17 protein-coding genes are annotated in these 24,153 nt (G+C 62.8%); 13 read left to right on the top strand and 4 right to left on the bottom strand.

The genetic code is table 11. The annotated features are described in order from the left end of the window. Nucleotides 1-59: 59 nt before the first annotated feature. Nucleotides 60-485, top strand: a complete 426-nt coding sequence (locus C2L65_RS16675) for a VOC family protein (RefSeq protein WP_042304314.1) — start codon at nucleotides 60-62, stop codon at nucleotides 483-485. A gap of 18 nt (nucleotides 486-503) precedes the next feature. Here the strand turns inward: C2L65_RS16675 and C2L65_RS16670 are convergent, their stop codons facing one another. Then, nucleotides 504-1,559: a LacI family DNA-binding transcriptional regulator gene (locus C2L65_RS16670; protein WP_042304301.1), complete on the bottom strand. Its 1,056-nt coding sequence runs from the start codon at nucleotides 1,557-1,559 to the stop codon at nucleotides 504-506. 234 nt (nucleotides 1,560-1,793) lie between these two features. Here C2L65_RS16670 and C2L65_RS16665 point away from each other — a divergent pair, with 234 nt between their 5' ends. The 5 genes from C2L65_RS16665 to C2L65_RS16645 all read left to right on the top strand — a co-directional run bounded on the left by C2L65_RS16665 (nucleotide 1,794) and on the right by C2L65_RS16645 (nucleotide 7,978). After that, nucleotides 1,794-2,816, top strand: coding sequence for a TRAP transporter substrate-binding protein (locus C2L65_RS16665; RefSeq protein ID WP_042304302.1), 1,023 nt, complete (start codon nucleotides 1,794-1,796; stop codon nucleotides 2,814-2,816). A 53-nt stretch (nucleotides 2,817-2,869) separates the two neighbouring features. After that, entirely contained in the window at nucleotides 2,870-4,780 is a 1,911-nt protein-coding gene (locus tag C2L65_RS16660) for a TRAP transporter large permease (RefSeq protein WP_042304315.1), read from the top strand. 71 nt (nucleotides 4,781-4,851) lie between these two features. Continuing rightward, nucleotides 4,852-5,391 (top strand): VOC family protein, encoded by a 540-nt coding sequence (locus C2L65_RS16655; RefSeq protein ID WP_042304303.1) that lies wholly within the window; start codon nucleotides 4,852-4,854, stop codon nucleotides 5,389-5,391. Then, nucleotides 5,388-6,674 (top strand): ribulose-bisphosphate carboxylase large subunit family protein, encoded by a 1,287-nt coding sequence (locus C2L65_RS16650; protein WP_042304304.1) that lies wholly within the window; start codon nucleotides 5,388-5,390, stop codon nucleotides 6,672-6,674. Before C2L65_RS16655 ends, C2L65_RS16650 begins: the two co-directional genes overlap by 4 nt. Further along, complete coding sequence (locus tag C2L65_RS16645; protein WP_042304305.1) at nucleotides 6,671-7,978, top strand: four-carbon acid sugar kinase family protein; 1,308 nt, start codon at nucleotides 6,671-6,673, stop codon at nucleotides 7,976-7,978. The genes C2L65_RS16650 and C2L65_RS16645 overlap by 4 nt, the downstream gene beginning before the upstream one ends. A 16-nt stretch (nucleotides 7,979-7,994) precedes the next feature. On the opposite strand, the gene C2L65_RS16640 is transcribed toward C2L65_RS16645, so the two are convergent. Further along, nucleotides 7,995-11,384 (bottom strand): DNA-binding protein, encoded by a 3,390-nt coding sequence (locus C2L65_RS16640; RefSeq protein ID WP_042304316.1) that lies wholly within the window; start codon nucleotides 11,382-11,384, stop codon nucleotides 7,995-7,997. Nucleotides 11,385-11,777: 393 nt separating this feature from the next. On the opposite strand from C2L65_RS16640, the gene C2L65_RS16635 reads away from it, so the two are divergent. The 4 genes from C2L65_RS16635 (at nucleotide 11,778) to C2L65_RS16620 (ending at nucleotide 16,624) form a co-directional block, all read left to right on the top strand. Continuing rightward, nucleotides 11,778-12,290 (top strand): sigma-70 family RNA polymerase sigma factor, encoded by a 513-nt coding sequence (locus C2L65_RS16635; protein WP_042304306.1) that lies wholly within the window; start codon nucleotides 11,778-11,780, stop codon nucleotides 12,288-12,290. Between the two features lie 4 nt (nucleotides 12,291-12,294). Then, nucleotides 12,295-13,272 carry a FecR domain-containing protein gene (locus C2L65_RS16630; RefSeq protein ID WP_103254548.1) on the top strand — a complete coding sequence of 326 codons (978 nt, stop codon included), beginning with the start codon at nucleotides 12,295-12,297 and terminating at the stop codon, nucleotides 13,270-13,272. 114 nt (nucleotides 13,273-13,386) lie between these two features. Next, nucleotides 13,387-15,867 (top strand): TonB-dependent siderophore receptor, encoded by a 2,481-nt coding sequence (locus C2L65_RS16625; protein WP_042304318.1) that lies wholly within the window; start codon nucleotides 13,387-13,389, stop codon nucleotides 15,865-15,867. Nucleotides 15,868-15,889: 22 nt separating this feature from the next. After that, a complete protein-coding gene (locus C2L65_RS16620) occupies nucleotides 15,890-16,624 on the top strand; it encodes a hypothetical protein (protein WP_042304319.1) in 735 nt (244 codons plus the stop codon). A 29-nt stretch (nucleotides 16,625-16,653) separates the two neighbouring features. Here the strand turns inward: C2L65_RS16620 and C2L65_RS16615 are convergent, their stop codons facing one another. Together C2L65_RS16615 and C2L65_RS16605 are read right to left on the bottom strand one after the other, a co-directional pair. Further along, nucleotides 16,654-16,953, bottom strand: a complete 300-nt coding sequence (locus C2L65_RS16615) for a DUF4148 domain-containing protein (protein WP_042304320.1) — start codon at nucleotides 16,951-16,953, stop codon at nucleotides 16,654-16,656. Between the two features lie 403 nt (nucleotides 16,954-17,356). Then, on the bottom strand, nucleotides 17,357-19,537 hold the full coding sequence (locus C2L65_RS16605) for a TonB-dependent siderophore receptor (RefSeq protein ID WP_042304322.1): 2,181 nt from the start codon (nucleotides 19,535-19,537) through the stop codon (nucleotides 17,357-17,359). Between the two features lie 889 nt (nucleotides 19,538-20,426). Here C2L65_RS16605 and C2L65_RS16600 point away from each other — a divergent pair. The 3 genes from C2L65_RS16600 to C2L65_RS16590 are packed head-to-tail and all read left to right on the top strand — an operon-like array spanning nucleotide 20,427 to nucleotide 24,132. Further along, a complete protein-coding gene (locus C2L65_RS16600; protein WP_042304323.1) occupies nucleotides 20,427-22,799 on the top strand; it encodes a bifunctional salicylyl-CoA 5-hydroxylase/oxidoreductase in 2,373 nt (790 codons plus the stop codon). Continuing rightward, nucleotides 22,799-23,578, top strand: a complete 780-nt coding sequence (locus C2L65_RS16595) for an SDR family NAD(P)-dependent oxidoreductase (RefSeq protein ID WP_042304324.1) — start codon at nucleotides 22,799-22,801, stop codon at nucleotides 23,576-23,578. Before C2L65_RS16600 ends, C2L65_RS16595 begins: the two co-directional genes overlap by 1 nt. Beyond that, nucleotides 23,575-24,132: a MarR family winged helix-turn-helix transcriptional regulator gene (locus tag C2L65_RS16590; protein ID WP_042304325.1), complete on the top strand. Its 558-nt coding sequence runs from the start codon at nucleotides 23,575-23,577 to the stop codon at nucleotides 24,130-24,132. The genes C2L65_RS16595 and C2L65_RS16590 overlap by 4 nt, the downstream gene beginning before the upstream one ends. Nucleotides 24,133-24,153 lie beyond the last annotated feature (21 nt).

Raw genomic sequence — 24,153 nt, 5'->3', positions numbered from 1 at the left:
ATTTTTCAATTCCGCCGCGTACTATGTGCGATCTGCGAGCGCCCCACATGGAGAAAACAGTGAGCCTTTCCCCTTTTCATCTGGCCATTCCCGTCTACGACCTTCTCGCCGCGCGCGACTTTTACGGACGCGTATTCGGCCTCGAAGAAGGCCGCTCCAGCGCGCAATGGGTCGACTTCAATTTCTTCGGTCATCAACTCGTGATTCACGAGCATCCGAAGACGGCTTCGCAAGAAAGCGTACACAGCAATCCCGTCGACGGTCATGACGTGCCCGTGCCGCATTTCGGCGTCGTGCTTGCGTGGGATCAATGGGAAGCGCTCGCGGCACGGTTGAGGTCGTTCGGCACGAAGTTCGTGATCGAGCCGTATATCCGCTTTCAAGGGCAGGTCGGCGAACAGGCGACGATGTTCCTGTTCGATCCGTGCGGCAACGCGCTGGAGTTCAAGGCGTTCAGGGATATCGGCCAGTTGTTTGCGAAGTAACGCGCAAAGCTCGACGCTTCACGGCAAGTTCTCGCGAAGCACGATACTGAACTGCACGGGCTTCACACCGTCCAGCGCGTCGCGCCCCTCACGCACGTTGCCGAAGATTTTCAGGCAGTTGCCGACCATCGCCTGAGGCGTCTGCGTGATGAGCGCGTCCATCGTTCCGTCGATCAGCAACGCCCGCGTATCGGGCGTCAGCCCGTGTCCGACGAACAGAATCTTCTGCTCGGTCTTCGCTTCGACGATCGCGCGCGCCACCCCATCCGAACCGCCTCCGCTGTTGTAGATGCCCGCCAGGTCGGGATGCTGCGCGATCAGGTTGCGCGTCTGTACGTAGTTGCGCTCGCTGTCGTCCTGCCCTTCGCGCAAGCCAATCACCTTCACCTGCGGAAACGTCGATTCGATCAGATGCAGAAAGCCGATCTCACGTTCCTCGTGCCCGCGATAGTTGAGGCTGCCCGCCAGCATCGCGATCTTGCCAGCCGGTCGAGGCCCCATGAAGCGGCCCAGCAGCAGCGCCGCCGTGCGTCCCGCTGAACGGTTGTCGATGCCGACATAAGCGAGTCGGCGCGAATTCGACAGGTCCGAAATCAGCGTGATGGCGGGCACGTTCTGTTCGGCGAGCGCATTCACCGCATCGCGCACGACAGGATGCTCGAGCGCCATAAACACCACGCCGTCCGCGCGCTGACCGTAGTGCAGCAGACGCGCGGCGAGTTCATTCGGATTGAAGCTCTCCACGTAATGCACGCGGCAGCGCATGCCTTGCGCGGCCCACTGGTTGTGCGCGAACTCGATGTAATCGCCCAACATGCGCAAATAGCGATTCGTGCCGGCGGGCACCAGAAACTCGATCTTGAGCGGCCGTGCGGGTTTTGCTTCGGGTGTTTGCGTATCGATTGCGTAGCCCGCCTGCGCGGCGGCCTGCATCACGCGGCGCGCCGTCATCGGCCGCACGCCCTCGCGGCCGTTCAAGACGCGGTCGACTGTCGCCGTCGAAACGCCTGCCGCAGCGGCGATGTCCGCGATCCGCGCACGCGGCGGAAAAAGAGGAATGGGCGCGTCAGCCATGCGGGTTCCTGAGGGCAAAGTCCATCAAAAACAATCAGGTTTGCGGTTTGACAGGGCGAGTGGCCGTCCCTAGTCTTGCAGCAACATCATGCAGATACGGCACAGCGTAGCGAAAAATCTTCGGCAGCGCGCGTGCGGGACTTGATGGTTTTTGATGGCGCATGATGCCACAGCGGCACACATCACACAAAACGAACAACCCTCATGCATGGGACAAAGGAAGGAGACACTCGAATGACCAATCTCGTCAGGCGCTCGCTGCTGCGCGCCGCCGCTGCCGCCCCTGTCGCCGGCGCGCTCGGCTTTCCCGCCATCGTTCGTGCCGCTGCGCCGCAGTACGTGTTCAAGTACGGCAACAACCTGCCGCTCACGCACCCCCTCAACATTCGCGCGAAGGAAGCGGCGGATCAGGTGAAGGAGCAGTCGAAGGGGCGCATGGAAATCCGCATCTTCCCGAACAACCAGCTCGGCGGCGATACCGACATGCTCGCGCAGGTGCGCAGCGGCGGCATCGAGATGTTCACGCCGTCGGCGCTCGTCGTGTCGACGCTCGCGCCCGTCGCCGCGATCAACGCGATCGGCTTCGCGTTCAACGACTACTCGCAGGTGTGGAGCGCGATGGACGGCAAGCTTGGCGCGTACGTGCGCGCTGCGATGTCGAAGGCCGGTCTCGAATCGTTCGACAAGATGTGGGACAACGGCTTTCGCGAGACCACGTCGAGCACGCGCGCGATCGCGAACGCAGCGGACATGCACGGCCTGAAGATTCGCGTGCCCGTCAGCCCATTGAGCATCGACATGTTCAAGGGTCTCGGCGCCGCGCCAACGAGCTTGCAGTTCAGCGAGGTCTATTCGTCGCTGCAGACGCATATCGTCGATGCACAGGAAAACCCGCTGCCCATCGTGCAGGTCGCGAAGCTGTATGAAGTGCAAAAGTACTGCTCGCTGACAAATCACATCTGGGACGGCTTCTGGTTCGTGCTGAACCAGCGCGCGTGGCAGAAGCTGCCGAAGGACCTGCAAGGCATCGCGTCGGATGCGTTCAACCAGGCCGCGCTGCGCCAGCGCGACGACGTGCGCAAACTCAACGACGCCGCCATCGCCGATCTGCAAACCAAAGGCCTGACGATCAACCGCCCGTCGCCCGACACGTTCCGCTCGGCGCTTCGGCAGGCGAACTTCTATGCCGACTGGAAAGGCCGCTTCGGCAACGAGGCGTGGTCGCTGCTGGAAGGCTACACGGGCAAGCTCGCGTGAATCGGCGCGATGTGCCGCGCACGCCGCGCGCATCGCTCATTGGGGAGACCGACATGACGGATCAGGCACTGCCGCACGCGGCGCTCGCGGATGGCGCGGCGGCTTCGCAATTCGACGCCGCGCTCGCCGCGAGCGGCCCGAGGCGCTGGTTGCGGCGCTTCGACCGCGCGCTCGTTGCGCTCGTGGAAGGCGCGTGCGCGCTGCTGCTTGCCGTCGAAATCGTCGTGCTGTTCGTGGGCGTCGTGTGCCGCTATGCGCTGCATCAGCCGCTCGTGTGGTCGGACGAACTGGCGGGCATCCTGTTCCTGTGGCTGTCGATGCTCGGCGCCGTGCTCGCGTTGCGGCGCGGCGAGCACATGCGGATGACGGCCTTTGTCAGCCGTCTGTCGCCGCAACGGCGCGCGCTCGTCGATACGCTCGCCATCGTTCTTTCGATCGCATTGCTCGCGCTCGTGCTGTGGCCCGCATACGATTTCGCCGCCGCCGAGGCCGTCATCCTCACGCCCGCGCTGCAGATCAGCGACGCGTGGCGCGCGTTCGCGCTGCCTGTCGGCGCGGGGTTGATGCTGCTCGTCGGACTGATCCGCCTAGCGCAAGTGAGCCGCGCGCGCGATGTCGTCATGGCGCTGGTGTTCGTTGCCGTGGTCGCGGGCGTCATCATATGGGCGGCGCCTGCCTTGCCTGATCTCGGCAAGGCGAATCTGCTGATCTTCTTCGTCGGCGTCGTCGCCATCGGCATCTTCTCGGGTGTGCCCATCTGCTTTTCGTTCGCGCTCGCGACGTTCGGCTATCTGAGCCTCACCACGGATACACCGCTCGAAGTGATCGTCGGTCGCATGGACGAGGGCATGTCGCATCTCGTGCTGCTCGCGGTGCCGCTGTTTGTGTTCCTCGGCCTGATGATCGAGATGACGGGCATGGCGCGCGCGATGATCCAGTTTCTCGCGAGCCTCGTCGGCCATGTGCGCGGCGGGCTGTCGTATGTGCTGATCGGCACGATGTATCTGGTGTCGGGCATCTCGGGCTCGAAGGTCGCCGACATGGCCGCGATCGCGCCCGTGCTGTTCCCCGAAATGAAACGGCGCGGCGCCGATGAAGGCGACCTCGTCGCGCTGCTCTCGACGGCGGGCGCGCAGACGGAAACCGTGCCGCCAAGCATCGTGCTGATCACCATCGGCTCCGTCACCGGCCTGTCGATCTCGGCGCTGTTCACAGCAGGCATGCTGCCCGCGCTGGTACTCGCGCTGATGCTGTGTTTCGTCGTGTGGCTGCGCTATCGCAAGGAAGACCTGAGCCACGCGCAGCGCTTCAACCGGCGCGAGATCGGCCGCATGTTCGTCGTCGCGTTGCCCGCGCTCGCACTGCCGTTCGTGATTCGCGGCGCGGTCGTCGAAGGCGTCGCCACGGCGACGGAAGTGTCGACCATCGGTATCGCGTATTCGGTGCTGATCGGACTGTTTGTTTACCGGCGCTTCGCGTGGTCACGCCTGCCGCGCATGCTGGTCGATGCGGCGACGCTGTCGGGCGCGATCATTTTCATCATCGGCTGCGCGACGGCGATGGCCTGGGCACTCACGCAATCGGGCTTCTCGCAGGACCTGGCCGAGTTGATGACGGCGCTGCCGGGCGGCGCGTGGGCGTTTCTCGCGCTGTCGATGGTCGTGTTCATCGTGCTCGGCAGCGTGCTCGAAGGCATTCCCGCGATCGTGCTGTTCGGCCCGCTGCTATTCCCGATTGCGCGCGCCGCCGGCGTCAACGAAGTGCATTACGCAATCGTCGTGATTCTCTCGATGGGCGTGGGCTTGTTCTCGCCGCCGTTCGGCGTCGGCTATTACTCGGCGTGCGCGGTAAGCCGCATCAATCCCGATGCGGGCATGCGGCCGATCGTCGGCTACATGAGCGCGCTGGTGATCGGGTTGATTCTCGTCGCGTTCATTCCGTGGATATCGACCGGCTTTCTCTGAGCGCGCTTTCGTTTTTCATCCATCGTTGCACCGTTCATCACGATCCCTTCTCTGGTATTGGGAGTGTATTCATGAGTCGTTTTTTCGGCGAAATCCGCCAGGCCGGCTATGTCGTGCGCGATATCGAGGCGGCAATGGACCACTGGAGCCGCGTGCTCGGCGTCGGTCCGTGGTTTTATAACGAACGCGTGCCTATCGAGGATTATCGTTATCGCGGCGAGCATTACGACGTGCATAACTCGGTTGCGCTCGCGAATTCGGGCGACTTGCAGGTTGAACTGATCCAGACCCGCAACGACGCGCCTTCCATGTACCGCGACTTTCTTGCGGCCGGTCACACGGGCTTGCAGCACAACGCGTACTGGACGACGTCATTCGATGCCGATCTCGAACGTCTGCAAAAGCAGGGCTTCACGGTAGCGATGAGCGGCAACGTCGGCAAGAACGGCCGCTTCGTGTACTTCGACACGGAACAGCATCCGGGTACGGTGATCGAGTTGTCGGAAGTTGCGGGGCCGAAGGGCAAGCTGTTCGACATGATCCGCGCCGCGTCGCTCAGTTGGGATGGCCGCGATGCCGTGCGCCCGTTTCCCGATCTTTCCACGCTATGAACGCTTTACCCTCATGCGGCAACAGCGTCGAAGCCGATTACCTGATCGAGACGCCGCTCGACCTCGAACAGGTCGCCGATACGATGGCGGGCGAGCAATCGAGTGGCACCTTCGTGCGCGTCGCCAACGAAAGCGACGCGTTGCGCGCGCGCAGCCGCGCAAGCGTGCTGCGCATCGAAGAACTGGAGCCAGTGCTGCACGCGTCGCTGCCTAGCGCATGGCTCACGCGGCAACGCGTGAACGGGCCGTTCCGGCGCGCGCGCGTCACGCTCTCGTTTCCGGTGGCGAACATCGGCGCCAATCTGCCGACGCTTGCCGCGACGGTCGCGGGCAATCTGTACGATCTCGGCGAAGTGACGGGCATGCGTCTGCAGTCGATGCGCGTGCCGCGCGCGTATCGCGAGCGCTTCGATCTGCCTGTACACGGCGTCGCTGGCACGCGGCGTCTGACGGGCGTGCAACGTGGCCCGATGATCGGCACCATCATCAAGCCGAACGTGGGGCTTTCCTCGCAGGAGACTGCACAACTCGTCAGAACGCTGTGCGAGGCAGGCATCGATTTCATCAAGGACGACGAGGTCTGCGCGAATCCGGATCACGCGCCCATTGCAGAGCGCGTGCCCGCCGTGATGCGCGAAGTCCGCGCATTTCGCGAGCGCACGGGCAAGCGCGTGATGATCGCCTTCAATATCACCGACGACATGGACGCAATGCGGCGTCACGCCGAACTCGTCGAACGCGAAGAAGGCGACTGCGTGATGGCGAGCATCAACTGGTGCGGCTTCTCCGCGATCCAGGCGCTGCGCCGCGCGACGCCGCTCGCGCTGCACGCGCATCGCAACGGCTTCGGCATGATGTCGCGCGATGCTTCGCTCGGCATCGGCTTTCAGGCGTATCAGACGCTATGGCGGCTCGCGGGCGTCGATCATATGCACGTGCATGGCCTCGCGGGGAAGTTCGCGCAAAGCGATGCGGAAGTGACCGAGTCGGCCCGCGATTGCGCGACACCGCTCGCCGACGGACTCGACGACCACGTGTTGCCCGCGTTCTCGTCAGGCCAATGGGCGGGCACGGTCCCCGCCACCTTCGATGCGATCGGCACGAGCGATCTTCTCTTCATGTCGGGCGGCGGCGTGCTCGCGCATCCGGACGGCCCGGCGGCGGGCGTGCGCAGCGTACGGCAGGCGTGGGACGCCGCGCAATCGCGCACACCGTTGCAGGACCATGCCGCGCACGCGCCGGAATTGCGCGCCGCGCTCGCGTTCTTCGGGTCGCGGACATGAGCGCATCGTACGGTTTTTACGGCGACGACTTCACGGGCGCAACCGATACGCTCGCGCATCTCGCCCGCGCCGGCCGTAAAACGCTGCTGTTTCTCGCGCCGCCCAGTCAGGCGCGTCTCGACAGCGTCGGCCCGCTCGACGCGATCGGCATTGCGGGCGCTGCGCGCGCGATGCCGCCCGCCGCGATGAGCGACGAGCTTGCGCGGGTCGGCGCATGCTTCGCCGCGCTCGGCGTACGGGTGATGCACTACAAGGTGTGCTCGACGTTCGACAGCGCGCCCGGCATCGGCAACATCGCGACGGCCGTCGCCACGCTGCGCCGTTATGTCGACAATCCGTTCGTTCCGATCGTCGGCGGCCAGCCTGGGCTGTTGCGCTACTGCGCGTTCGGGCAGCTGTTCGCGGCTTCAGGCGGCGATACTCGCGCTATTCATCGCATCGACCGTCATCCGACGATGAGCCGCCATCCCGTCACGCCGATGCACGAAGCCGATTTACGGCTGCATCTCGAACGTCAGGGCATGCGTGATGTGGCATCCGTGGACTGGCGCGCGTACGCGTTGCCCTTCGATGAACTCGAAGCGATGGTCGATGCGAAGGTCGCGCTGGGTTCGTCCGCGATTCTCTTCGACGTGTTGCGGGACGATGATCTACTGACGCTCGGACGCCTGATCTCAGCGCGCTCGCGGCGTGCGCCGCTGCTGGCCGTGGGCGCAAGCAGCGTCGCGCAGGCGTGGTGCGCTGCTGACAATGCATCGGCATCACGCGAACACCATGAACCGCCGCCGCTCGGCCGCGCACAAGGGCCCGTTTTCGCGCTTGCGGGCAGCCTGTCGCCCGTCACGGCTGCGCAGATCGAAGCCACTCGCTCGTACTGGAAGATCGAACTCGATCCGCTCGCGTGCGACGGCGACACGCTGCGTTTCAAAGCCGCGCCCATCGTCGACATGTTGCGCGACGGGCGCAATGTGCTCGCGTTCACGCGTCGACCGCACGCATCGGCGGGTGACGCGCAGCAAGAGGACGCGAGCCGCGAGCGGACCGCGCAGGCGTGCGCGGCATTGCTGCGCGACGTGGTGCGCGCGGCGCGGCCTCGGCGCATCGGCATTGCGGGCGGCGACACGTCGAGCCACGCAGTCCAGGCGCTCGACGCCTGGGGTCTGTCCTATCGCGCGCCGCTGACGGCGGGCGTCACCGTGTGTCGCCTGCACGCCGACGAGCCCTGGCTCGACGGCACCGAGATCATGTTCAAGGGCGGACAGATGGGCGACGTCGATGTCCTCGAGCGGCTGATCGAGGGCTGAATGCGCGTTGTGCGCGTCAGCCCTCCAGCTTCGACATCACAGCCGTCGCCGGGTCGTACTGATAGCCTTTCTGCGCGAGTTGCTGGGTCATCGTCGCGCCGATCAGCTTCTTCTGCGCTTCCCTGAACACCAGTTCGTGGTCGGGCTTCAAGCGCTCCAGTTCGAACGAGAGCCTGCGCAGGAGCGCGACTTCGCCGGTGCTGCGCGCATCGATGAAGAGGATTTTTTCGTTCGCCTGGTCGAGCCGCTGCTTGATGTCCTTCGCGTACGTCACCCATTGCTCGGCGTTCGCACGAAGCTCGTTGTAGGCCTTCGTGTGAGTCTTCGCCTGAGCCGCGATCTGGCGTTGCAAGGAAGCGAGTTCTTCCGCGACATCGGCTCCGCCCGCCAGTTCACCGCCTTGCGCGCCCTTCGCCGACGCCGGTTCGTGCGGGCGCTCGGCCTGGCTTTGCGCCAGCTCGGCTGCACGCTGTTCCGCTGCATCCGCCCGCTCCTTCGCGTCGAACGCGTCTTGCGTCGCGCGCGCCAGTTCGGCGCTGGCCGCCGTCTGCGACTCGCTCATCGCGCTGATCTGCGCGCGGGCTTCGTCCAGTTCGCGCGTGACGCGCTGCAACTCTTCGAGCTGCGTCGACGCGTTGTCGCTTTTCGCTGCCGCCGCCTCGCGCTCGGACGCAAGGCTCTGCTCCGATTGCGCTGCCTGCCGTTCGGCTGCGTCCGCCCTTTCCTTCGCCGCCGATGCTTCTTGTGCGAGCCGCGCCAGTTCTGCGTTGGCCGACGTATGCGCGTCGGTCAGCGTGCCGATCTGCTTGCGGGCTTCGTCGAGTTCTTGCGTGACGCGTTGCAGTTCGTTGAGTTGCGACGACGCTTCGCTGTTGCGCGTCGCGGCGGCTTCGCGTTCCGCTGTGAGGCTTTGTTCCAGTTGCGCTGCACGATGCTCGGCTGCGTCTGCTCTTTCTTTTGCGGCGGATGCTTCTTGCGTGAGCCGCGATAGCTCGGCGCTTGCAACGGACTGGGCATCCGTCAAGGCGCTCACGTGTTTGCGCGCTTCGTCGCGTTCCGCTGCGAGCGTTTGTTCCAGTTGGACTGCACGATGTTCGGCCGCTTCCGCGCGATTCCTCGCCTCGGATGCGTCTTGCGTGACCTGTGCCAGATTGGCGTCGGCGGCCGTTTGCGTCTCGGTCAGTGCGTTGATCCGATTGCGCGCTTCTTCGAGTTCATGCGTGAGGCGTTGCAACTCGTTCGATTGCGCCGCCGCTTCAGCGGTTCGCGTTGTCGCTGCCTCGCGTTCAGCAGCAAGGTCGCGTTCCAGGCGGGCCGACAGTTGCGCGGCTGCATCGGCACGGCGCTTCTCGGCGGATGCATCTTGCGTCACCTGCGCCAGTTCAGCGGCTGCCGCCGTTTGCGCCTCGGTCAGCGCGTTGATCTGAGTGCGTGTCTCTTCGAGTTCGCGCGTGACGCGTTGCAATTCGTCGAACTGAGCCGACGCCTCGCTATTACGCGCCACGGCTGCTTCGCGCGCGACGGCAAGACTCTCGTCCAACTGGACGGCGCGCTGTTCGGCGGCTTCGGCCCGCTGCTGTACGGCGGCGGCTTCCTGCCTGGCGTTCGCCAGTTCGGCGCTTGTCGCCGTCTGCGCCTCGGTGAGCGCGTTGATCTGTGTTCGCGCTTCTTCAAGTTCATGCGTGACGCGCTGCAATTCGCTGGTCCGCGCCGCCGATGCTTCCCGCTCGCTCGCGAGGTTCTGCTCCAGTTCGGTTGCGCGTTGCTCGGCGGTTTCTGCCCTTTGCTTCGTGGCGGTCGAGTCTTGTGTCAACGCGTCGATCCGTACACGGGCTTCGTCCAGTTCGCGCGTGACACGCTGCCGTTCGTCGCTTTGCGCCGCCGTGGCCTCGCGCTCCGCTGCCAGGTTTTGCTCCAGTTCCGCTGCGCGCTGTTCGGCCGACTCCGCGCGTTGCTTTGCGGATGATGCGTCTTCCGTGACCCGCGCCAGCTCGGCGCTTATGGCCGTCTGCGCCTCATTCAGCGCATTGATCTGCGCGCGAGCTTCTTCCAGTTCGTACCTGACACGCTGAAGTTCGTCGCTGTGCGCCGCCGTTGTCTCGCGCTCTACCGTCAGGCTCTGCTCGAGCTGCGACGCCCGCTGCTCGGCGGCATCGGCTCTTTGCTTCGTGGCGAAGGCTTCCTGCGAGACCCGCGCCAGCTCCGCGCTCGCGGCCGTCTGCGCTTCGGTCAGCGTATCGGCCCGCGTCCGTGCTTCTTCCAGTTCGCGCGTGACGCGCTGCAGTTCGTCGCGCTGCGCAGCCGTGGCCTCGCGTTCGACCGTCAGGCTCTGGTCCAGCTGCGCTGCGCGCTGTTCCGCTGCGTCGGCACGTTCATTCGCGGCAGACGCGTCCTGCGTCGCGCGAGCCAGTTCGGCTGCCGCCAGCGTGTGCGCCTCGGTCAGCGCGCCAATCTGCGCTCGGGATTCGTCCAGTTCGCGTGTGACGCGCTCCAGTGCGCCACGCTGCTCGGAGAGGTCGGCGGCATGTTCGAGGGCGGCGTCGCGTTCCGCGGCGAGTGCGTTGCGAGTCTCGCTCAAGTCGGCCTCGACCGATGCGAGGCGCGCGGTGCTCTCGTTCGCCTGCGCCGTCGCTGCTTCGGCGCGTGACACTGCTGCGGCCGCTTCCTGAGACCAGCGCTCCGCTTCTTCCGACTTCGCCTGGCAAGCCTCGTCCAGTGTCGAGATCTGCCGGCGCGCGTCGTCGCGCTCGCGGCCAAGCCGCGCGATCTCTTCGTTTTTGCCCGAAACCGTCGCGGCGAGCCATTCGTTTGCCCGGTGTTGATCCTCGAGCGTGCTCTGGATCGCCGTGAGCTTCGCTTCACCCGCCGATGCGCGCTCGGTCAGGTTCTGGACGTTCGCCTCGGCGGCTTCCGCGCGGGCGGTCACTGTTTCGAAGTCGGCGCGAACCTGCGCGGCGGATTCCTGCAACGCGTGGAGGTCGTGGCGCAACCTGTCCAGCCGCTCGCGCCCCGTCGCGGCTTCTTCGCCCGTCTGCTGATACGCGGCAAGCGCCTCGTCACGCTCCCTGCGCACGACATCGAGCTGCTGGCTCGCCGCGCCCAGACCTTCGCTGAGCAACCGCCCGGCGTCGTCCTGTGAAGCGGTCCAGATGCGGCGCGCGGCTTCCATCAAGGTTTCCGCCAGTTCGCCCGGCAGCGCCTTCTGCGCTTGCGTCTCCGGTGCCGGCGGCTGCGGCTCGCGCGCCTCGCGCCAGCGTTGCAGCGCGGCGGCGACGGCGACGATCGAACCGCTGCGGACCTCCGCCCAGATCGTGACGGGGGAAACCAGACGGCCTTCTTCGGTCATGCGGTCTGCAACGGCTGCGACCTGCTCATCAGTCATGGTGGTGTCGGTATCGGTGGACATATGCGCCTCGAGAATCAACTGGCCAGGCGAAAGACAAAATTTTCGATACGTTACTACGATCGGCGGCATCCGCGACGTAAGAAACGTGCCAATGCGCATCCAGCAAGCATTTGACGGGCGATGCAGGCGTACGCCGAGCCGTGATTTTGACAGGACGCACTGGCGGGACGGGCGATGGCCTTGCACCGACGGTCGTCAGGCCCGTGCAACGGCGCGCCGCGGGCGTTCAACGCAGCCGCAGGACGTATGCCCACGCGCCATTCCCGGCGGCAGGCGAAGCACGCGCGGGAAATTTGATCGCGTGCAAGACGGCATTCCCTTGTGCGACAATACGAATAATTCTCATTTAGTAGCTTTATTTTTTGCTTACTGGACTCGTCCGGAAGACCGCGCATGCCGGCAGACAATCTCTCGTTGCGTCTCGAGGTCGAAGACCTCTACGTCGCCCATCATGGCTGGCTTCATACGTGGTTGCGCCGCAAGCTGGGATGCGCGCATCGGGCGGCCGACCTTGCACACGACACCTTCATGCGCCTGCTCGCGCGCGACGAACCGCTTGAATTGCTCGAGCCGCGCGCCTTCCTCACGACCGTCGCCCAGCGCGTCCTGGCGAATCACTGGCGACGTGAGCAGATCGAGCGCGCCTATCTCGAAGCGCTCGCGCTGGTGCCGGAGCCACTTGCGCCATCGCCCGAAGAACGTGCTGTGCTGCTCGAAACCTTGTGCGAGATCGACGCGTTGCTCGACGGTCTGCCCGTACCCGTCAAACGCGCGTTCCTGATGGCGCAACTCGACGGCGCGACACAGACGGAAATCGCGGCCACGCTTCGTATCTCCCTCGCGACGGTGAAGCGCTATCTGCTGAAAGCGGCAGCGCAATGCTTCTTCGCGATGAAACTGGATTAGACGCGTGAATATCGGCAGTCCTCCCGGCATCGCTCCGAATGTCGCGCGTCGCGCGGTCGAATGGTGGCTCGATCTGCAGTCCGGTGACATCACCGACTCGCAACGACGCGCGTTCGAATGCTGGCGAGCCGAACACGCCGATCACGATCGCGCGTGGCGGCACATTCAGTCTGTGAGTCAACGGCTTCAAATGGTCAATGAAAGCCCGGCCGCGCGTGCCGCGTTGACGCGTCCGCGTTCGCGCGCACGGCGCGCAGGCGTCAAGGCGCTCGTTCTGCTCTTCTTTGCGGGCGGAACGGCCTGGCTTGCCCGCGATCAGATCGTGTGGCGCGGCTGGAACGCGGACCTGCGCACCAGCACGGGCGAGCAGCGCAACGTGACGCTTGCTGACGGCACGCGGCTCACGCTCAATACCGCGAGCGCCGTCGATGTCCGCTTCTCGGACACGGAGCGCCGCATCGTTCTGCTTCGCGGCGAAATCATGGTCGTCACGGGACACGACGACGGTCCCGCACCGCGTCCGTTCGTCGCGCAGACGGCACAAGGTGTTTCGATACCGCTCGGCACGCGCTTCTCGCTCAGACAGGAGGAATCGACGACGCGGCTCGATGTGTGCGAAGGTGCGGTGAAGGTCGAACCGGGCCGCGCGCCGGGCGTGTCCAAGGTGGTGCGTGCAGGCGAACGCATGCGCTTCACCGCCACGCAAGTCATGCCGATCGAACCGGTAAGCAACGATACGGCCGCATGGACACAAGGCATGCTGGTCGCGAGCAACATGCGTCTCGCCGACTTCCTGTCGGAACTCGGACGCTACCGGGACGGATACGTGCGCTGCGATCCTTCGATCGCGGACTTCCGCCTGTCGGGCACCTATCCGCTATCGGACACGGATCGCGTGCTCAACACGCTTGCGAGCACGCTGTCTGTCGAGGTGGAGTACATCACTCGCTATTGGGTAACGGTGAAGCCAGCGCGTTCCTAGCGCGGCAATCACTACGCGGTAAAAAATTTTCGTCGGTATTGAGCTGTTTTCGATTCTCGCGGGACAAGGCAGATGAGAACACCAGATCATCTACCTCCTCGAGCTTCGTAAAACATGGGACTTTCTGCAAGAGCCTGCGCGAATAACGCCGCACGTGAATTACGTCGTCGCGCGTTCCCCGGGCGGCACATCATCGGTATCGCGACGGCAACGATCTTCGCGACCATCGCATCTCCCGCCGCTTTCGCCGCCGATGCAACTGAGATGGCCCAAGCCTCGCCGCGCAAGTCTTTCGACATCGCCGCTGGGCCGCTCGAAAGCGCGCTCAACCAGTATGGGCAGCAAGCGCGAATCATGCTGTCGTATCCGAGCGCGCTCACCGCGAATCGTCATAGCGCGGGCCTGCATGGCGAATACGATACGCAGCAGGGGCTCGTGCGCCTGTTGCGCGGCACGGGGCTGTCGTCCGTCCAGCAGAGCAACGGCAGCTACACGCTGGTTGAAGATGCGAGCAATGTCGAACTCGACGACAGCGCCGTGTTGCCCACCGTCAAGGTCGCCGCAACGGGTATTCGCGCGGGGAGTTACCGACCGCCTCCCGAAGCGAATGTCACGCGCTCCGACATTCCCATCATCGATGTGCCGCAAGCCATCAACACCGTGCCCGCGCAAGTGTTGCGCGATCAGCGCCCACGCAATCTCGACGACGCGCTCGCCAACGTCAGCGGCATCGTCCAGGGCAACACGCTGGCTGGCACTCAGGACACGTTGCTCAAACGCGGCTTCGGCGGCAACCGCGACGGCTCGATCATGCACAACGGCATGCCGCTCGTGCAGGGCCGCGGCCTCAACGCCGCAGCCGATAGCGTCGAAGTGCTCAAGGGACCGGCATCGCTGCTCTACGGCATCATGGACCCGGGCGGCGTCGTCAACGTGGTGAGCAAGCAGCCGTTACTCACGGCTTATCACGCCATCTCGTTGCTCGGCTCGACTTACGGCCACGGCCGCAACGGCGCGGACGGCACGCTCGATCTGACAGGGCCAATCGGTGATTCAGGCCTTGCGTACCGTCTCGTCGTCGACCAGGTCAACGAACAATACTGGCGCAACTTTGGCGAACACCGAGAGACGCTCGTCGCGCCTTCGCTTGCCTGGTATGCACGCGATACACAGGTCGTACTGTCCTACGAGTATCGCAAGTTCCTTTATCCGTTCGATCGCGGCACCGCGCTCGATCCAAAGACCAACAAGCCACTGGCCATCCCCGCGCGCGAGCGTCTCGACGAGCCGTTCAACGAAATGGACGGTGAATCGCATCTCGCGCAATTGACTGTCGATCATCAGATCGACGCGAACTGGAAGGCGCATTTCGGCTACAGCTACAACCGCGAAACATATGACGCCGGCCAGCTGCGCGTGCAAGGCGTCAACAGCACGACAGGCGTGCTCTCGCGCAGCAACGACGCGACGCACGGGGCGCTCAGCACGGATAGCTACGCGATCGCCTACATCGATGGACATTTCACGGTGGCGGGTTTGCGCAACGACCTGCAGGTGGGTGTCGATGACGAATACCGGCGCATCTATCGCAAGGACCTGTTGCGGCAGGCGACGAAGTACACGTTCAACTATCTGCACCCCGTCTACGGCCTAGAAAGCCCGTCGACCACCGTATCCGCCAGCGACAGCGACCAGACCGACACGTTGCACGACGCATCCGTGTTCTTTCAGGACAGTGTGCATCTGACCGACAAGTGGATACTCGTCGGCGGCGCGCGCTTCCTGTCGTACAACCAGGTCGCGGGACGTGGCCGCCCGTTTCAGGTGAACACCGATTTGAACGGCACCAAATGGCTGCCGCGCGCGGGTGTCGTCTACAAGTGGACCGATACCGTCTCACTGTACGGAAGCTATACGCAATCGCTGAAGCCGACGTCGACCATCGCTCCGCTCAGCTCGGGTGTCGTGATCGACTCATCGGTGCTGCCGGAAGAAGCGACCTCGTGGGAAGTCGGCGCGAAAGTCGCGATGCCTGCGGGAGTGACGGGCACGCTCGCATTCTTCAATATCGATAAATCGAACGTGCTGGTGTCGCAGTACAACGACACGACCAAGCAAACCGACTGGCGAACGTCAGGCAAGGCGCGCTCGCGCGGCATCGAACTCGATGTCGCCGGGCAGATCGGCCAACGCTGGAGCGTCATTGCGAGCTACGCGTACATCGACGCGAAAACGACGGAAGACCCGCTGTATGCGGGCAACCGGCTGTGGAATGTCGCGCAGCATACGGCGTCGCTCGCCGCCGTCTACGACTTCGGCGCGATCTTCGGCGGCGATCAATTGCGCATGGGCGCGGGCGCGCACTATGTCGGCGAGCGGCCCGGCGATTCCGCGAACAGCTTCACCCTGCCCGCCTATACCGTCGCCGATGCGTTCGCGAACTACAACACGAAATGGGGCGGACACAATGTGTCGTTCCAGTTGAATGTGAAGAACCTCTTCAACAAGACCTATTACCCGTCCAGCGCGAATCGCTATTTCGTAGCGGTCGGCGATGCGCGGCAGGTGTCGCTCCTTTCCACGCTCGAATTCTAAACCCGGCTACGAGGAGTTCACCATGAAACGCAATCAAACGGCCACGATCGATCACACGCGACGCCATGCGCTCTCTTCCCTTCTGGGTCTCGCGACTGCCGCGCTCTTACCTTCCATCGCTCGCGCCAACGCCAAAGACACGCAGAAAAGTATCGTGATGGTCGTACAACTCAACGGCCCCAACCTTGCAACCGATCAGCGCATCGCCGCGCATCTCGGTACACGAGGCTATTCGGTTCAACTCGTCGATCAGGATTACCGTCCCGAACTCGCGCGTGACGCGAGCCTGATCGTCATATCGTCGACGGTATCGTCGAAGGATGTGCTGCCTGGGTGGCGCACGCTATCTGTGCCGCTCGTCACTTGGGAAAACGATCTGCTCGACGATCTGGCGATGAGCGGCAAGCGCCATGATGTCGATTTCGGCGAGACAGAAAAAGAGCGTTACCTGTGGCTCGTGAATGCGCCGCATCCGATTGCTGCGGGCTTACCGGCAGGCGTCGTCAATGTGTACGGGAAGCAGGCGGTGATGAGTTGGGGCAAGCCGGGCCTCGGCGCATCCATTATCGCGAGCGTCTATGGTCAGCCCGACAAGGCTGCCATTTTCGCCTACGAAACGGGGGCGACAATGGATTACGAAACGCTCGCGCCTGCCCGACGCGTGATGTTCTTCATGAGCAACGACTCCTTCGCGAACCTCTCGCAGTCAGGCCAGCAATTGTTCGATGCCACAATAGACTGGGCCATCAAACGTTAGACATGCGCTACTCAGCTGCACACTGTTCATCAATGATGTTCGAATAGCTTGCTATCGCTCATGCCTTTCGCCGGCGATCCCGACTGCGAATAATTCAACGGCATCGTTCCGTAGTCGCTTGCCGATTGCCGTGCAGCTATGGACGCGTTTGTGTTGTAGTCGGGATAGTGAGCCTTCGATTGATGCAGCGTGCCGTCTTTCTCGGCTTGCACAATTTGCGCCTTGACTTCGGCGCGCGTCGTACTTTCATTCGAATCGATCTTCGCGTATGAGATTGCGGGCATTAAAAGTGCGGCAGTCAACATCGCGACGCTGATTGAGGTTTTCATCGAACTCTCCTTCCTTGATGAGCGGGTTCAAAAGATGCCCGTTCAGATTAGGTCCAAAAGACTTAACGGTTCCTTATTCGCTCACAGCGATTTCAAGTTGCCGTTGGACATCAGGCTTGGGACCAGGTGTGTGACGGTTAGATTATTGTCGAGCGCGGATGACCACAATCTGGCCGCTCGATTACTAATCTGTTATCTGCAAGGAGGGCCATCGAATGAAGCTGACACCTGGGAGGTGTCAATCATGGCGTACGTTTGGCTGTATCCGAAGCGTCAATCTGTCGATGAACGTTCGGATAAGATAGATTTCTTGGCGCTTCTGACGCGTTAGAAGCGACAGTCACACGACACAGTGTGCCCGTCGCTTCCTTACCTCTCTGCGCTGATTATTGCGGCGCCTTGCTTAGAATTGCATCGTCGCGCTAGCCACCGCCGTACGCGTCGCGGACGGACTGACGTAGTAGCCCCACGCGGTCGTCCAGTAACGGCGGTTCAAGAGATTGTTGATACCCGCGCGGAACGTCACTTCTTTCCCCGCAATACGCGTTTCATACTTGCCGCTCAGATCGAACACCGTATATGCCGGTACGAATTGCGTGTTGGCAGCATCCACGGCCATATCACTGACGTAGCGGCCACCGAACGCCAGCGTAAGACGACGCATGTACGACGGGTTGTATTCGACGCGGCCCGTCACCGTCCATCGCGGCGCCCCATAGATGCGCTTGCCCTCGATGGTCGGATCGTCGATATCGACGGCCTTGGTATCGAGCCACATCACGCCGCCCATCACGCGCCAGTCGCTGGCAAGCTGAAGCCAGCCGCTCGCGTCGACGCCCGTATAACGCTTGGTGCCGTCCTGAACGAAAATGTTGGCGGAGTTCGTGTAGTAGTAGCCCTGATCGACGCGGAACAGCGCCAGATTCGCGCCCCACTTGCTACGATCCGTCTTGAAGCCCACTTCGTACTGCTTGCTGCGCAGCGGACCGAATGTCGCCGGGTAGTTGAGGTTGGTGTTCGCAGCCGAACCGCCTTGCTCGAGCGACTGGACGTAACTGACGTACAGCGTCGAATACGGGTCCGTCTTGTACATCAGCGCCACAGTCGGCGTCACCGGGGACGCGCTGTAGTTCGCCGTGGTCGCACCCGTCGGATCGTACGTGAACTGATGGAACTGCGTGTACCGCAAGCCGAGCAGCGCCGAAATGCGCGGCGTGAACTGCACGGTGTCGCTCGCGTAGACCGCGGCCTGTGTCGTGCGGGACTGCTTGTAGAGGTTTTCGCCGATATGCACGTCGGCATTGGTCAGGAACGTGCTGCTATAGATGTTACCGATGCCGAGGCTATACCCGTCGTTCCAGCCTTCGCTATTGTCGTACTCGGTGACTTGCGATTGATATCCCGCACCGAAAACGACATCGTGCTTGATGCTGCCCGTGTTGAACTTGCCTTCCACCATCGCGTCGACGTTCTGGTAGAAGTATCGCGTCATCGCCGCATATAGCGTGTTGGAGTAGTCGCCCGCCGTGTTGTACACGTACAGCAGACTGTCCGAGTTCGTGCGGTTTTCCTTCGCGAAGCGGTACTTCACGCTCGCGTGCCAGTTTTCGGAGAGCCGATAGTCGAGACCCGTTCCGAACGACGCCATTTCGACCTGATAGTAGTTCTGCGGCTGCGACAGGTTGTGCGTCACCTTGCTTGCGTCAGGAATGCCGCCCGCGTCCGAGCCGAACATCAGGCCGAAGATCGTGCCTTCCTGCTTGCGCTTCGTGTAGAACGCGTCCACCGTCCAGGTCAGATCCGGCGTAATACGAAAGTCCAGAGCCGCCGACGCCACCTGGCGTCGCAGATGACCATTTGCCTCGGCCGTATTGCCTTCTTCGTTGACGAGGTTGAAGCGGTAGCCGAACCGGTCGTCCGTACCGAAGCGGCCGCCGACGTCGAGCTTCTCGCTGAAGACACCCGCCGACTGATAGCCCACCGAAAAACTGCGATATGGCGTGTCGGTCGGACGCTTCAGTACGTAATTGACGATACCGCCCGGCGAGCCGAACCCGTACATGAAGCCGGACAGCCCTTTCAGCAATTCCACCTGCTCGAACGGTTCGAGTGCGAGATCGGTATCCCACGACGGGAAGCTCTGACCATCGACCTTGATGCTGTTGAGCGTGTCGATCGGCATGCCTCGCACGTTGAACGTCGAGTTTTCGCCGATGGCGTTGGTGCTCGTGATCGACACGGCAGGGTCGTACTGGAACAGGTCGTTGGCCGTATTCGCGAACAGATCCTGCGCCTCTTCGCTCGTCACGACGTGCGTCGAAAAGGGCGTGTCGACCTGCTTGAGCGTGCCGAGCGCACCAGCACTGATCTTGTCGGCCTGCGCCCCATTGTTGTCAGCCGACGCTTTCACGCTGACGGTAGGAAGTGTCGCGTCTGCGGCAACGGCGTCCTCCGCGTGTGCGCGCGACGGCGCAGTCGATAGCGCAAGCCCGACGCTGATGAGCAGCGCCGCGCCGAGCACCGACTGGTAACGGGAAAAACGGTGAGTAGAAAGCGCGTGGTGGTCAGACTTCAGAATCTTCATTCGTTGTTATGGCAGGCGGGTTGCGAAACACCTGGTGTAAACGGTGGCGAAATTTCGGGTGAATGGTAATGACAACGATTCGCAATTGCAATGAAATTTGACCGTTTAGTACATTTAGTAGTCACCGCGCCACAGTGTGCTTTTCGTGCGTCGTTGGCGCTTGCGCCGACTGGTCGCGGCTCTCGACCAGGCGAGCCGCGTTTCTTACCAAAACTATCAAATGCGACTCATTCGCATTTACGAAAGAAATGTGATATGGTGGCGTAAGGTGCGTGTTTGTCACTTGACGACGTATCGCGGCACCTGACGGGCGGCGGGCGGATCCATGTTCCCAACGTCATCGGCCTCGCGATATTGTTCGGAGTGCAAATAATTTATTGCTTGTCATTTTGATAGCCGAACGCGCAAAGCTTGCCACCACCGCTAACCGCGCTGGAACGTCCACGCACCCGTGACAGTCGGGCGATGTATGCCCATCACGGGTTGAAGGAGACACCGGGAGTGAAACGATGAACGTATGGTTCAACGGTAGAAATGTGGTTGCTCGCCGGCCACGCGGAAACGCTGCACGTTATATTCGCCGTGCTGCCGGATTCAGTATCGTGGGCGCCGGTGCGCTGATCGGTATTGTTCGACTGGCAGCGTGGTTGTCGAACGCTACGTGACGCCTGTACGAAGAAACGCAAAAAGACTCGCGCAAGGTCCGACGTCACCGCCCACCAGCGATTGTTTCCAGGCAACAACGCCACTCCACACATAAAGGCATCTGACGCCTTTTATCTCCAGGATCAAATCGCAGGATCTCAATCCGCCTTCCTGTCGAACTTTACTTGACATCTAAACTATCAAAACCTAAAGTAAAACCGAGCACACACGTTGGGGAACCAGCATGCGCATTGTCTGTATCGGCGGCGGCCCGGCTGGGCTGTATTTCGGGTTGTTGATGAAGCACCGGCATCCGGCGCACGAAGTGGTTATCGTCGAGCGCAACCGGCCGTACGACACCTTCGGCTGGGGCGTCGTGTTCTCCGACCAGACGCTAGGCAATCTGCGCGCCGCCGACGCCAAAAGCGCCGACATGATCCTCGACGCGTTCAACCACTGGGACGACATCGAAATCAACTTTCGCGGCGCGAAGGTACGCTCGTCGGGGCACGGCTTTTGTGGCATCGGCCGCAAACGTCTGCTGAACATCCTGCAGGCGCGTTGCGAAGAACTCGGCGTGAAGCTGGTCTTCGAAACCCAAGTGACGAACGACGACGATTACAACGCCGACCTCATCATCGCCAGCGACGGCCTGAACAGCGCGATCCGCCAGAAATACGCGGCAACCTATCAACCCGACATCGACATGCGCGACTGCCGCTTCGTGTGGCTCGGCACGAAGAAGCTTTTCGACGCCTTCACGTTCGCATTCGAAAAAACCGAATGGGGCTGGTTCCAGGCGCACGCGTACCGCTTCGACGATGAAACCTCGACGTTCATCGTCGAAACGCCCGAGCGCGTGTGGCGCGCGGCCGGACTCGACGAAATGAGCAAGGAAGACAGCATCGCGTTCTGCGAGCGACTGTTTGCGAAGTACCTCGACGGCCACCCGCTGATGTCGAACGCGAGCCATCTGCGCGGCTCGTCGCAATGGATCCGCTTTCCGCGTGTCGTCAGTCGCGAATGGGTACACTGGAAAACAGGCGCCGACGGCAAACGCGTACCCGTCGTGCTGATGGGCGACGCCGCGCACACCGCGCATTTTTCGATCGGCTCCGGCACCAAGCTCGCGCTCGAAGACGCGATCGAACTCGCGAACAGCATCGACGCACATCCACACGATCTCGCCGCCGCACTCGCGCACTACACGGAAGTGCGCAGCGTGGACGTGCTGCGCATCCAGAACGCCGCGCGCAATTCGACGGAATGGTTCGAGCATGTCGACCGTTACACCGCTTTCGAGCCGGAGCAGTTCGCGTATTCGCTGCTGACGCGCTCGCAGCGCATTTCGCATGAGAACCTGCGCGAGCGCGATGCCGGCTATCTCTCGTCATTCGAAGACTGGCTGGCGGCGCGCGCGGGCATCGAGCGCGCGCCGGACAAGCACTCCGTTCCGCCCATGTTCACGCCGTTCAAACTGCGCGGCGTGACGTTGAAGAACCGCGTCGTCGTCTCGCCGATGGCGCAGTATTCGGCCGTCGACGGCGTCGCTGGCGACTATCACCTGATGCATCTCGGCGCGCGCGCCATGGGTGGCGCGGCGCTCGTGATGACCGAGATGACGTGTGTGTCGCCCGAGGCGCGCATCACGCCGGGATGCCCCGGCATGTACGCGCCCGAGCATCTCGCCGCGTGGCGCCGCATCGTGCAGTTCGTACACGGGCAATCCGATGCGAAGATCGGCATGCAGCTCGGCCACGCGGGCGCAAAGGCTTCGACGCGCGTCAGTTGGGAAGGCATCGATCAGCCCTTGCCCGATGACAACTGGTCTTTGGTGTCGGCATCGCCGCAGCAATATCTGCGCGGCGTGAGCCAGTGGTCGCGCGAAGCGACGCATGCAGAACTGCGCGAGATCGAAACGCAATTCGTACGCGCAACCGAAATGGCCGCGGAAGCAGGCTTCGACTGGCTCGAACTGCACTGCGCGCACGGCTATCTCCTGTCGAGCTTTCTCTCGCCGCTCACCAATCATCGCACCGACGAATACGGTGGAACGCTTGCGAATCGTCTGCGCTATCCGCTCGAAGTGTTCGCCGCGATGCGCAAGGTGTGGCCGCAGGACAAGCCGATGTCGGTGCGTATTTCAGCGCACGACTGGGTCGATGGCGGCACGACACCCGACGACGCCGTAGAGATCGCACGCGCGTTCAAGGCGGCGGGTGCCGACATGATCGACGTGTCGTCGGGTCAGGTCAGCAAGGAAGAGAAGCCCGTGTATGGGCGCATGTTCCAGACGCCGTTCGCCGATCGCATCCGCAACGAGGCCGGCATCGCGACGATTGCAGTCGGCGCGATCTCCGAGGCGGATCACGTGAACAGCATCATCGCAGCAGGCCGCGCGGACTTGTGCGCGGTCGCGCGTCCGCATCTGGCGAATCCGTCGTGGACGCTGAACGAGGCGGCCAAGATCGGCTATTTCGATGTGAACTGGCCGAAGCAATACACGGCTGCCAAGTCGCAGCTCGAACGCAACTATGAACGCGAGCGCGCTCAGGCCGCCGAGAATGCGCGCCTGTCGCCGATCGAACGCGCGCAACGCGCGGAAGGAACGGTTTGATGAACAGCACCCTTGCGGGAAAGCATGCCGTCGTAACGGGCGGCGGAAGCGGCATCGGCGCGGCGACGGCAGAAGCGCTCGTTCGCGCGGGCGCGCGTGTCACGCTGATGGGCCGCGACGCGCAACGTCTTGCCGCGCAGCGCGAAACCTTGAGCGCGTATGGCGAGATCGCGGCTTGCATCAGCGTCGATGTGTGCGAAGAAACCGCTGTAAACAAGGCATTTTCTGAAGCATCGTCGATTGCGGGCGCTGTCGATGTGCTCGTCAACAACGCCGGCCAGGCGCAAGCCGCACCCTTCGCGCACACGGATATGGCACTGTGGCAACGCATGCTCGACGTCAACCTGACGGGCGTGTTTCTCTGCACGCGCGCCGTGTTGCCGTCGATGCTCGAACGCGGCTACGGCCGCATCGTCAACGTCGCGAGCACGGCAGGACAGATCGGCTATGCGTACGTCGCCGCTTACTGCGCGGCCAAGCATGGCGTGATCGGCCTCACGCGCTCGCTCGCGCTCGAAGTCGCGACGAAGGGCGTCACCGTCAACGCTGTCTGTCCCGGCTACACGGAAACGGAACTGCTGCGCGCATCGCTCGACCAGATCACCGCGAAGACTTCGCGCAGCGAGCAGGAAGCGCGAGACGTTCTCGTGCGCAACAACCCGCAACGCCGCTTCGTCGCGCCCGCCGAAGTCGCGAATGCCGTGCTGTGGTTGTGCATGCCCGGCTCCGAATCCATCACAGGTCAATCAGTTTCCGTTTCAGGCGGAGAAGTCACATGAGCAACATCGCAAAGAAGAAGACGGCCATCGCCGCCGAAACCAAACCGACGCGCAAAGGCATTGCGAAACCCGCGGAGAACGTCGTGGACATGGAAATGAGCACGGGCGCGGATAGCCACATGGGTTTGCGCCTGTGGCTGCGCATGCTGACCACCACCAACCTCGTGCAAGCTGAATTGCGCAAGCGTCTGCGCAACGAGTTCGACACGACGCTGCCGCGCTTCGATCTGATGGCGCAGCTGGAGCGTCATCCCGAGGGCCTGAAGATGACGGAACTGTCGCGCCGCCTGATGGTGACGGGCGGCAACATCACCGGCATTACGGATCAACTGGAAAAAGAAGGGCTTGTCGCGCGCGACACCGATCCGAACGACCGCCGTTCGATCAGCGTCCGTCTCACGCCGGAAGGCCGCGCGCTGTTCGACAAAATGGCCGTCGCGCACGAGCAATGGGTCGTCGAAATGTTCGGCGGCCTCGATCTCGATGAGAAATCGCACACGCATCAGAAACTCGGCAAGCTCAAGCAGCATCTGCTGAACACGATCAAGAGCTGACGCGCGACATCTGCAAAAGAG

This window comes from Paraburkholderia terrae, from assembly GCF_002902925.1.
Lineage (GTDB): Bacteria > Pseudomonadota > Gammaproteobacteria > Burkholderiales > Burkholderiaceae > Paraburkholderia > Paraburkholderia terrae.
The sequence above is the reverse complement of the archived record's forward strand: the minus strand, read 5'-3'. Positions and strand labels throughout refer to the sequence as shown.